Annotated in this window: 8 protein-coding genes; all 8 read right to left on the minus strand. The window is 46.6% G+C overall.

The window, feature by feature from the left end; genetic code table 11:
• Nucleotides 1-217 precede the first annotated feature (217 nt).
• Nucleotides 218-964: an SIMPL domain-containing protein gene (locus C7B77_RS13565; RefSeq protein WP_106305527.1), complete on the minus strand. Its 747-nt coding sequence runs from the start codon at nt 962-964 to the stop codon at nt 218-220.
• A gap of 199 nt (nt 965-1,163) precedes the next feature.
• Nucleotides 1,164-2,432 (minus strand): TolB-like translocation protein, encoded by a 1,269-nt coding sequence (locus C7B77_RS13570; RefSeq protein ID WP_146138311.1) that lies wholly within the window; start codon nt 2,430-2,432, stop codon nt 1,164-1,166.
• Nucleotides 2,433-2,776: 344 nt separating this feature from the next.
• Nucleotides 2,777-3,673 (minus strand): methylenetetrahydrofolate reductase, encoded by an 897-nt coding sequence (locus C7B77_RS13575; protein WP_106305508.1) that lies wholly within the window; start codon nt 3,671-3,673, stop codon nt 2,777-2,779.
• Nucleotides 3,674-3,810: 137 nt separating this feature from the next.
• Nucleotides 3,811-4,824 (minus strand): tryptophan--tRNA ligase, encoded by a 1,014-nt coding sequence (trpS, locus tag C7B77_RS13580; RefSeq protein ID WP_106305511.1) that lies wholly within the window; start codon nt 4,822-4,824, stop codon nt 3,811-3,813.
• Between the two features lie 78 nt (nt 4,825-4,902).
• On the minus strand, nt 4,903-6,756 hold the full coding sequence (locus tag C7B77_RS13585; protein WP_106305514.1) for a tetratricopeptide repeat protein: 1,854 nt from the start codon (nt 6,754-6,756) through the stop codon (nt 4,903-4,905).
• 385 nt (nt 6,757-7,141) lie between these two features.
• Complete coding sequence (locus tag C7B77_RS13590) at nt 7,142-8,785, minus strand: tetratricopeptide repeat protein (protein WP_146138312.1); 1,644 nt, start codon at nt 8,783-8,785, stop codon at nt 7,142-7,144.
• Between the two features lie 287 nt (nt 8,786-9,072).
• A complete protein-coding gene (locus C7B77_RS13595; RefSeq protein WP_146138313.1) occupies nt 9,073-10,029 on the minus strand; it encodes a phosphatase domain-containing protein in 957 nt (318 codons plus the stop codon).
• Nucleotides 10,030-10,151: 122 nt separating this feature from the next.
• The gene (locus tag C7B77_RS13600) at nt 10,152-11,192 is read right to left on the minus strand and encodes an RNA ligase (protein ID WP_181243860.1); all 1,041 of its coding nucleotides are present in this window, start codon (nt 11,190-11,192) and stop codon (nt 10,152-10,154) included.
• Between the last annotated feature and the right edge of the window lie 111 nt (nt 11,193-11,303).

The raw sequence follows: 11,303 nt of genomic DNA on the forward strand, positions 1-11,303 counted from the left end.
AGCTTGGGAGAGGGGAGCCAGAGCCACAGGCGATGGCGGGGTGAGGGCCACCTACCTGGGTTTTCGATCGCAAAAAAGGTTTTGTGAAGCGGATTTGGTATGAGTTGCTGCGGAGATCTACCCACCCCGCCCTATGGGCACCCCTCCGAGGAGGGGATTTTCGATCCTAGTACTTTCGTTGGATTGAAAAGAGGGCGAGAGGATGAGTGCAACTTATTTAATCGATGCCAAATTTTACTGAGACTACGGCGGTAATATCTTTGTCGATCGAGCTAGTATCGTATCTACCTTCACCACTCACCGCAGTTGAATAGCGGGGCGTGATTTGAAATACGCCAGTATCGGCACTGCGAACGCGACCGACGCGGTTGCCAGTGCTTTGGGCGATCGATTCGGCTCTGGCTTTGGCATCTTTAGTAGCTTCAGCCACCATCTCGATCCGTAGTTCGCTGAGTTTGTTGTACAGGTATTCTGGTGGCTCGGAGGTAAGGCCGATTCCTTCGTTAATTAGGGAGTTAATTTCCTGCGATAGTTTCGCATAACGATCGACTTGAGTCGATCGAATTTCGAGTTGTTGAGTGAGTCTAGAAGCAAGTGTTTTGCCTGTTTCTCGACCGTTAATCACTTCAGGTACCGAGACTGTCGATAGCGAACCGAGCGAAATCTCACTCGCCGGAACGTTAGCGGCTTTGAGATAAGCTTGAACCCTTTCGATCCAACTTGTCAATTGTTGATAAGCAGCCTGAGTAGTGGGTTGTTGACTTGTCAGCGAGATTCGCCAGACAATGTAGTCTGATTTAATCGGACGTTTGGCAGAACCAGTAATGACCAAGGCGTCATCCACTCGCTTCATATTGCCAATGGCTCCCGCCCATAAAAATGAGCTAGCGATCGCTGAAGCAGATAATAAGGCTAATCCGGCAAATAACTGAGGAAATCGATCGCGCGATCCAATGCTTTCCATTAATTGTGACTCACACACACAAAATAAGTTGTTGCAGATGATGACAATTCTCACCATCCTCAATGCTAACTACACTGCGCGATCGAGAATTCCGGAAGAGTGGATGGGTGGATGAGTAGATGAGTGGATGAGTAGATGGGTGGATGTACAATTGAGAGAAAAAGAACTTTTGCATTCACTATTCACTATCCACTATTCACTAATTAAGATGATTATCCAGATCCAAAATGACCACTTGCTCGATCGAATTATCGACGATTAGTCGCTGAGCGACGCCACCGGGTAGGACGCCATAAACAGCACTACCATTGCTATAAACGATTTGACCGTCTGCACCGATATCGAAAGCTAAGACGCCGCGATCGAGGACTTTTGGTTCGCGGTGTGGGAATTGCTCGACTAATTCCCACGAACGAGGGACAATGGCGGGAGAATCAGCATCGCCAAATCGCCGATTGCGCTCGATTTGAGCGGCGGTATCGACCCAGCGACCCAGTAAGAGCATTTGGTTGGCTCTGCCTCGGCGGGGTTGGGGTATTGCCAGGAGCGATTTACCAGTATGACGGCGGGTGAAAAAATTCAGCCATTCAAATACTGCTGTAACTAGACGTGCGGGAATCAGCAGAGTATCTTTGAGTACTTGAGAAAACCGCGCTCGCTGGCGCAAGGGCACGTAGGGACGGCGGATATAGTATAAAGTGCCGTCGGCAGTCATTTGGGGGCTGAGGAGATCGTATTTGGGGTCGCTGGCGAGCGTTACGACTTCTTGTCGATCGAGATCGAGTTGCTCGATCGTCGAATGCCTTTGTTCGACAATATAACCCGCCTCATCGCGACCGATGCCCGAGGACTGAAAGACGATCGCTTTGCGGAAACCCGGAATCCATTTGGGTGCCAGATCGATCGAGTCGCCTTCAGTTGCCTGCACGAGATGGACGGAATTGACAGGCATTGTCGCAATATTTGCGCTACCATCTTTGGCGATTGCCGCACAGGCAATTAATTGATACTCGGGATGAAAATCGACTCGATCGACTTTAAAATCTGCACTGTGGAATAATCTTTTTTCTCTGGTTTTGGGGCGAGTATCTAAGGGTGTGGCTTTACCCAATACATCGATCGTGCCAGCAAACCGTTCGAGTGCAAAAATCCCGCCTACTTCTCCAGCTTCGAGGGTATAAAGTAAACGATCGGCACTAGTCGGACAAACACCTTGTACGGCAACAGAAACGTTTGACGACGATGGAGCTTCACCTCTAGCGGCGCGATGCCGATCTCCATCTGTGGGCATCCCCCCAGACATCAAATTTGCTGTCATACTTTTTTGCTTCCAGCCATTGCGCTGCTGCGTCTGGAACTCGCGTTGCTGTACTGCTTGCCCAAACTCACTGATAATCGTCTGGACATTGGCTTGACCCAATTTAAGGTAAAGTCTACCTCCCGATAGGTATGCAAAATTAAAACTCATTTGACAGTATTCAGTAAGCGTTAGCTGGTGAGCAGTTTGGGTCTGGTGGAATACCCGATATGCTGTTTATACTGTTCCCCAACCAGCACCCAGAGATCTCATTGTCAGCGAAATTTTTTTAAATGAGAGGGTAGAGAGTTGGGGTTGGGAGTTGGGAGTTGGGAGTTGGGAGTAATGAGTAGGGAGTAATGGGTAATGGGTAATGGGTAATGGGTAATGAGTAGAGAGTAATGGGTAATGGGGAAGGGGTAATGGAGTGTTTTTTACTCCCCAACTCCCAACTCCCAACTCCCAACTCCCAACTCCCAACTCATTACTCCTTAACCTCCACCCTCTAACAAAAGCTAGGATTCGAGATTCAATGGCTCGATCCCTGCCAAATCGAGGATTTGGGGGATCAGATCTTCGCGCTTGACAGCCATCAAATGCACGCCTTGACAAAGTTTGCTGGCTAGTCGTACCTGTTCGGCGGCAATTGCAATCCCTTCGCGGAGTGGTTCTGGCGATCGCGCCAATCGATCGATAATCTCTTGGGGAATATCTACCCCTGGTACGTTCCGGTTGATAAACTCGGCATTTTTAGCAGATTTGAGCAGAAAAATTCCGGCCAATACTGGCTTGTGATAAGCACTGGCAATGCGATCCATAAATTTATCGAGGATGTCAAAATCAGTAATGAGCTGACTTTGAAAAAATTGGGCACCTGCGGCTACTTTTTGCTCGAATCGTCGCTGTAAGCCAGATAGGCTCTTGCTCTGCGGATCTACCGCTGCACCGACAAATAAATCTACAGCCCCATCAGGAAGGGGCTTGTCGTTGCCATCGAGACCGCGATTGAGATTATCTACGATTTTTAACAATCTGACGGCTTCTAGGTCGAATACGGCCTTAGCGGTGGGATAATCGCCTGCTTTAATTGGGTCGCCCGTGAGGGCTAAAATATTCTGGATGCCCAAGGCATGTGCGCCCAATAAGTCGCCCTGAAGTCCGATCCGATTGCGATCGCGACAGGCAAATTGACACACTGGTTCGATGCCCTGCTGGAGCAAGATCAGCGACGCCGCAAATGGCGACATCCGCATCACCGCTCGACTCCCATCGGTAATATTGACAGCATGAACGCGTCCTTTAAGACAGTTCGCCATCTGCACCATGTGAGCTACATCTCCACCTTTAGGCGGAGCGACTTCCGCTGTAATTAGGAACTCACCAGCAGTTGCAGCTTGCCGAAAATTGTTCACGATCGCACCTGGGGAACTACATTTTCCATCATATCGGAGATGGGGGATGGAAGTTGGGAGTTGGGAGTTGGGAGTTGGGAGACGGGGAGTTGGGAGACGGGGAGAGAATTGTTCTTTTACCCATTACCCATTACCCATTACCCATTACCCATTACCGAAAACCCCATCGCCGCTTTAACATCAGCGAGAGTGCGATCGGCAATGGTGGCGGCGCGATCTCTACCGTTGCGGAGAACGGATTCTAGATAGGTTTTGTCTGCCATTACTTCTTGATACTTGGTTTGAATCGGGCGGAGGTGTTCGATCGTGGCTTCTGTCAGTAGGGGCTTGAATTGACCCCAGCCTAGATCCTGACACTCGGTGGCGACTGCTTCTTTAGCTTTGCCAGACATCAGCATGTATAGTGTCAACAAGTTGCGACATTCGGGTCGATCGATGGCGTCGAAACTCAATCCGCGTTCGAGATCGGTTTTACACTTTTTAATTTTTTTCTGAATTAGTTCGGGCGGATCTAATAAATTAATCCGACTCAGATCTGACGGATCGGATTTTGACATTTTTCTAGTGCCATCTGTCAAACTCATTACTCTAGCTCCATCAGCTTGAATTAGAGCTTCAGGTAATTTTAATACTGGCTGCTTCTTGGCAAATTGATGATTGAATCTCACGGCAATATCGCGAGTTAATTCTAAATGTTGCTTTTGATCTTCGCCAACTGGGACTTTATCGGCTTGATATAAAAGAATATCCGCAGCCATTAAGACGGGATAATCTAACAATCCGACATTAACATTTTCGCCCTGCTTAATTGCCTTTTCTTTGAATTGAATCATATCTTGCAACCAATTCAATGGCGTAATGCAATTTAGGAGCCAAGCTAGTTCGCTATGGGCAGGAATATGAGATTGAATAAAAATACTGGCATCTTCAATATTAATGCCACAGGCTAAATAGAGAGCCGCGATCGTATAACTATTTGTAGCTAAAGTTTGCGGATCGTGGGGCGCAGTAATCGCATGAAGATCGACTACACAAAAATAGTTCTCATAATTATGTTGCTGCTCGACCCAATTGCGAATCGAGCCTAAATAGTTACCTAAATGTAAATTTCCAGTTGGTTGAATGCCAGATAAAACACGTTTCTTAGTCATAACAAATGGCTCTACCGAAGCCAAGTCGGTCGATTTTTAGTCGGAATGGTGTTTTATTATAGCATTTGAGGCTAGGTGCTAGCCTTTTGCTGGCAACGAGCAAGAATTGGATGCCGTTTCTGCGAGTTCGCCAGAAGCTAGTCCTAGTTTCTCGATTTGGTTCTGCATAATCTGGTGAAAGCTGGGGTTCTTAAAGCGTTTGGCAGATAGTGCGCCCAAAATCAGTACCGTGCGAGCGGCTTCTGATTGGCCGATATGATAAAGTGCTAGCCCCTCAGCATAAAAACCAGTTTCATCGCGATCGACCAATCGTTCTAGCCCGCGATCTTGAATCGATCGAGCCTGCTCGAAGTCAGCCATAGCTTTGCGGGTATCGCCCAAGTCGTGATAAACGACACCCCGATGGTAGCGAGCCGAAACATAATTTGGTGCTATCTCAATTGCTGCGGTGAAATTTTTGAGCGCGCTATGTTTTAACCCAGATAAACTATCGACGACTCCAGCGATATAATTAGCCCAAAAGTTAGTAGGCTCGATCCCTTTAACTGTCTGACAATCTTGTTTAGCTCGGCGATAATTATTTTGGCGGAAATGCACCCAGCTTCTTTGAATATAAGCCTCTGTATGTTGATAATCGAAATCGATCGTCAAGTCGAAATCTAACAATGCTAATTCGAGATCGCCAAGCTCGACAAATACTAAGCCGCGTCTAAAATAGGCATTAATAAATTTCGGATTTAATTCGATCGCCCGATCGCAATCTTTCCGGGCTGCTTCTCGATCGCCCAAACAGCGGTGGACTTCGGCACGATCGTCGTAAACTGCGGCTTGAGGTTTGCGGGCGATCGTCAGATCGAAGTCTAATAATGCACCTTGGAGATCGCCCATTTTTTGGCGAGTTCGTCCGCGCGCGTGATGAAATACTGGCTGATTGGGTTGTAATGAAATTGCTCGATCTAAGTCGGCTAATGCTTGCGGTAGTCGCTCCAATCTTTCGTAGCAAATACCTCGATAACAGTAACCATTAGGATCTTGTGGATAACTTTTAATATGCAGATTTAAGCTATCTAAAGCAATTTGATAGTTCTCTAGCTTGACTAGGGCAACAGCATTCAACCAGCGAGCGGCAGCGTGTTCGGGATTGCGCTCGAGGATATATTTACAATCTGCTAAAACTTGATAGTAATTCTTAAATAACTTGGCGATCGCGGCGCGCTGATAGTAGAAGTCTAATTGGGTGGGGTCGCATTTAATTGCCAAATCCCAAGCGGTTAAAGCACCTTCATAATCTTTGACCTCGAAGCAAATTTGCGCCATCCCACTGTGAGCTGCGGCTAAATTAGGACTCCATTCGATCGCCACTTTATATGACGATCTAGCCTGGGCATAATTTTTGGCGACAAGTGCCTTCCGGCCACTTTCACAGTATTTGAGTGCCAAATCATTGCCAGTAATTGCTGGGGAATCGATGTTGGGGGCGGGAGTTGTAACGCGATTCGATACAGTCGGTGTATTTACGGGTTGTCGAGCTACGGCTGGTTGAGTTGCGGCTGGCTTTGGATTAGTGGTTGCGGCGGCAGTGGGTGCAGGGCGAGAATTGCGCTCTTGGGGCGGGTCTTTTTTGACGGTTGGGGCGGTAGTTACCGCTGGCTGGACAGTAGAGCGCGGGCGAATATAACGCTGTAAAATTACTGGCGGTGTAGTCGGCGTATCGCTAGCCCAAGGATCTTCATCATCTAAGTCTGGAGCATAACGCTGTTGGAGCTGGAGCGATGTATCCTCATCTCCCCAGGGATCTTCACTAGACGCCGAAGATGTGCCTGGATCTGCTGCTGGTGGCTTGGCAGCCGGAGCAGAGATACCTAAAATATCTGAGTCATCAGGTTGAGCGGTAAATTCTGGAGTGGTAGAAGGAGAATGGGGTTTCGACATAACCGGGGTGTCTTTTAAAAAAATCAATTTAAGTAAATGTCATGCTGCTAGTTAATAACTTCAGCCATACTCGCTCCACTACTAAGAATTGCTACTCTAATAGGGGGTGTATGTTTAGAAATTTACTCTGAATATTGGGTGGTAATTCAAGATACATAAACGATACTACAAGTATCGAGCGGGAACTTTTTTTAATCTTAACTAAAAGATTTAGAAATTGGCTCCGTATTTACACGACTATTTGGATTTTTAATATACAATAGCCATCTTTAAAATTTTCAAATATAGTAAATTTGTAAATAGCGATAAGCTCTAGAAATATTAGAAATAACTGTGGAAAACACTGTTGACTAGATCGTTAGCGATAATCGATCTCAAACTTTACTCACTCCATACCAAGTGCTTCGATCGTAAACAAGATCTGACGGAGAAAAACAGCACTTTTGAGCTTTTGGGCGACTAGGGCTGCTTGATGGAGAATCACTTTCGCCGTATCGGGGTGTCCCATATGATATAGAGCCAAACCTTCAGCATACAATCCCGTCTCATCTCGTTTGACCGTATCGTCTAAACCGAGGTTTTGAATTTCTTGAGCGAGTACGAAATCGCTTATCGCTTTGCTTTCATTTTTGAGATCGTGATGTAATAAGCCGCGATGGTACAGCGCGCAAATAAAACTAGGTTGATAATCCATCACCTTTGTCAAACTAAAAATTGCTTCTTGCTTGAATCCAGATAGAGATTGTACTACTCCCATTAAATAATTAGCCGGAATCGAGTTGCGATCGATCGAGAGTACGCGTTCGCAATCTTCCATTACAGCGGGATATTCACCATGGCGAAAGTAGATCCAGCTCCGTTGAATATAGGCATTGATATCTTGAGGATCGAGCTGCACCAGTCGATGATAGTCAGCCAACGCCGCATGAAGATTGCCCACTTCGGTATTGATCACCCCGCGCTGATAGTGAGCGGTGGTAAGCTGAGGATTCAACCGGATGGCTTGGTTGCACTGAAGCAGTGCGCGAGGATAATCGCCACGGTTGATATAAATATCGGCACGATTGCTGTAGGCTTGTGCCATTTGCGGATCGAGTTCGATCGCCCGATCGTAATCTGACATCGCACCTGTAAAATCTCCCAACTGTTGGCGAATCCGTCCGCGTCGGCGATATAAAATTGCCAGATTATCTTCAATTGAGATCGCTCGATCTAGATCGATTGCTGCTTGGGCTAAATTACCCAATCGCTCGCAACAAATTCCCCGATAATAATAAGCATAAAAGTCTTCAGCTTGGAGGTTGAGGTACCGATCGAAATTAAAGATCGCCAGTTGATAACTACCGAGCTGAAAATGCGCGCGAGCATTCAACCAGCGTGCGGAAATATTGCTAGGTTGCTGTTCGAGAATAAATTTACAATCGACGAGGATTGCCCGATCGTCGCCGAGTTTTTTATTAATTAAAGCGCGAGTGTGATAAAAATCCAAATTTTCGGGATCTCTATGGATAGCGCGAGTACAAGCCTCTAGAGCAGCGGGATAATCTTTGGTTGCATAATACACTTTTGCCAATCCCCCATTGGCAGCCGCCAGCACTGGGCTGAGTTTGAGTGCGGTTAGATAGTCAGCTTCAGCTTGTCGATAATCTTTGCGCTCCAGACATGAATCACCTCTTGCACAATAAGCAGGCACGCAACTGGCATCGAGTGCGAGTGCCTGAGTATAACACTCGATCGCACGCTCGTGCTCGCCCCTAAATGCACTGTCATTACCCTGTTGACACAATTTTTGGACTTGGGTATCGATCTGCTGCTTGGGCAAGTATAGTGTTGGTCCGGTTATCAACTTGGTGGGAGATTCTGACATAAATGGTAGATTTGTCAAGATTGCAATAACAGAAGACAATTTGCCAGGGCAATAGCTATTGCTGCTGACGATCGAAGTTCGATTTAGTCGGATTTGCTGCACGATCGCAAATCGCACCGACGAGTGAGATCGACAGCAGGAGAGCAAATGTGCATTAGACAATTCACCATTTGAATTGCTCTAGATCGATACACTCTTGGAGCTTTGCGTCGCTGCCAACTATTTCGGCACGATTCCCGTTCCGGGAGGATCGTTCGCAACTGTGACTATCGCACTGCACGAGCATCGATTGAGACAAGACTTGGCTGTTTACTCACTTACTATACCCAAAGATAGATGAATTCTTGCTACTCTCATGGTAGTTTTTCTATGTTAATTTTTGCTCGTTCGGTAGTTTGTAAGCTTACAGTAAGTACTCATGCAATCGAATTACATTTAGTTCTGACAACCTAGAATTCGTAGTCGGGATTTCCAACCTGAAAAACGCTCAAGCCCAAATTTCGCCACATTCTGCATACTTTGGGGCGATCGTCGATGACAGCGATTACATTGTATCGGTCGCGAATGTGAAAATAGTATAATTCTGATTTGAGAATATCGTCTGGACGGTTGTCCTCAGCCGGACGCATGAATAGGTCTTTGTAGTTAATATTGTGTTCTTTCAACCAAGCAACAGTCAGGTCATAGCAAACACTCGATCGACCGGATAAGAGTACGATATCGGTATCTCGGCCTAATTTGGCGATCGTCTGTGCCACTGTTTGATTGAGTCCATCTTCACCGACTCGCTCCCATGCAAACGGCGGACGACTCAGATTGATAGCTAAGGTACCATCGATATCGACTAAATAACAATCGGGTAATTGGGGATCTCGCGGTGGTGGGGATTCTGGTGCGTGCAAATAATCATAATACATCTGCTCGATCGCTTGTTTCCCTACCGAATTGGCTCTGACTAAATCGCGCCGAATGCACTCAGCTAACGGTACATCGGTAAAATCTTGGATCTTCAGTTCGGCTCCATATTGTGCGGCTAATTCTGTCGCTCGGCGCAGATGGACGGGATTGAGATTTGTATCCGACCAAATTACCGAATAACCTTGCTCGAAGTAATGCGCTGTCAGCAGATCGCGGACTTTAATAATCCTCTTTTCGCGTTTATTCGTACCGCTCAGTTGCAATCTTAGATCGTCTTTGCATAAGTTCGCAGTCTCAGGATGTTTTTGGATATATTCTTTCGCCCAGGTAGTCTTGCCGCTTGCGGGTAAGCCTTTTGTGAGGATGAGTTTGAGGGACATAAGGGTTAGGAGTTGGGAGTTAGGAGTTGGGAGTTGGGAGTTGGGAGTTGCGGCTCGCGTATCTGCTAACGCAGAGGCTATGCCTACGGCAGGCTTCGCCAAAGCCAACGTCGGTTTTCCCGACGGTTTAGCGAATCAAGACAAGACAAGACAGGGAGTTAGAAGCTGGGAGTTGGGAGTTGGGATACACGTGTCCTTTGTGTTTGTACTCCCAACTCCCAACTCCCAACCTATTCCTCTACTCGAAACGGACGTTCGTAGCTGGGTTTGATGAGTTTCCAGATGACTTGGCTGTAGTCTCTACCGTCTAACATCAGAAACAAGACGCCAGGATATTTCTGGGTTTGAAAATACATGGCTGTTTGACGTCTGTCACCTAGATCTTTGAAGGCTTGCTGGCATTCGGTTTCAATTTCGCGATACTTTGTTTCGAGTTCGATTTTGGTATCTTTGACCCAGTTGTAGAATTCATCGGGTACGGAATCGAGAAACTGTTCTAGGCTCTGGTTTTGGCTGAGGCATTCCCAAATATCTTTGGCTTGAACTCGGGTAATAATCCGATGCAGTCGGACATAATCGGCAAGTTTGTATTTGAGCCGAAAGCCATTCGGCCATTTGAGAATGAAACCCTCGTGGTTGGCTAGTTCGGCTTGATTTGCCTCGATCGATTTAATCCAGTCGGGTAGAGTCGTCGCAGGATAAGTCTGCGCTCGATCGAGCCAGTTTACCTGCACTAGGTCTAATTCTGCGCCTGTCTGAGTATGTACCGCAGCTAATAAGACTAATCGCTGTGCCGTGCCATAATCTACAACGATCCGATTGCTAGGGTAAATAATTTCAAATAAATAGGTATACGCTCGATCGAGTTTATCTAAATCGGCTGCATAATTAGCGAATAATACCCGTGCCATTTGTGCTTGCTCTGAAGCAAAACTGCCCCTTGAAGCCACTTCCCACCGCTCTTGGTAATAAAACAGAATAATCAGCGATCCGTCGAGCTTCTCGTAGATTTCTGGTACGCCATCTGGCAAATTACCTTGATATTCGCTGAGATTAAAAAACTTGGGTAAAGGTCTGGCGATCGGGCGATAATCGGCATCTAAGACTAACCCGCGACAGTGTAATGTCGCCTCTACCCAGTAGCGATCGTATTGAGCCTTGGCAGTGTAGTTATAAATTGTCAGCGGTAAGCTGGGATGAGTTTGGCGAGCAATATATCCTTGCTCGATTAGAGTTGGTAATGTTTCGGGGTCGAATGGTAAATTAGTCAAGCTATTTAAGATATTAAATTTTTGGATACATCTAAGAGGATGTTTGAAAAGTGGGGAGGTGGGTAAAAAAGCTCACAAGAGCATAAGCTACGAATAGAAAGTAAGTAGCAA

The organism is Chamaesiphon polymorphus CCALA 037 (assembly GCF_003003845.1).
GTDB classification, from domain to species: domain Bacteria; phylum Cyanobacteriota; class Cyanobacteriia; order Cyanobacteriales; family Chamaesiphonaceae; genus Chamaesiphon; species Chamaesiphon polymorphus.

Coding starts and splice junctions, on each gene's coding strand:
- C7B77_RS13565 (WP_106305527.1), bottom strand. CDS start 964: ATGGAAAGCATTGGATCGCGCGATCGATTTCCTCAGTTATTTGCCGGA.
- C7B77_RS13570 (WP_146138311.1), bottom strand. CDS start 2,432: ATGAGTTTTAATTTTGCATACCTATCGGGAGGTAGACTTTACCTTAAA.
- trpS (WP_106305511.1), bottom strand. CDS start 4,824: ATGACTAAGAAACGTGTTTTATCTGGCATTCAACCAACTGGAAATTTA.
- C7B77_RS13585 (WP_106305514.1), bottom strand. CDS start 6,756: ATGTCGAAACCCCATTCTCCTTCTACCACTCCAGAATTTACCGCTCAA.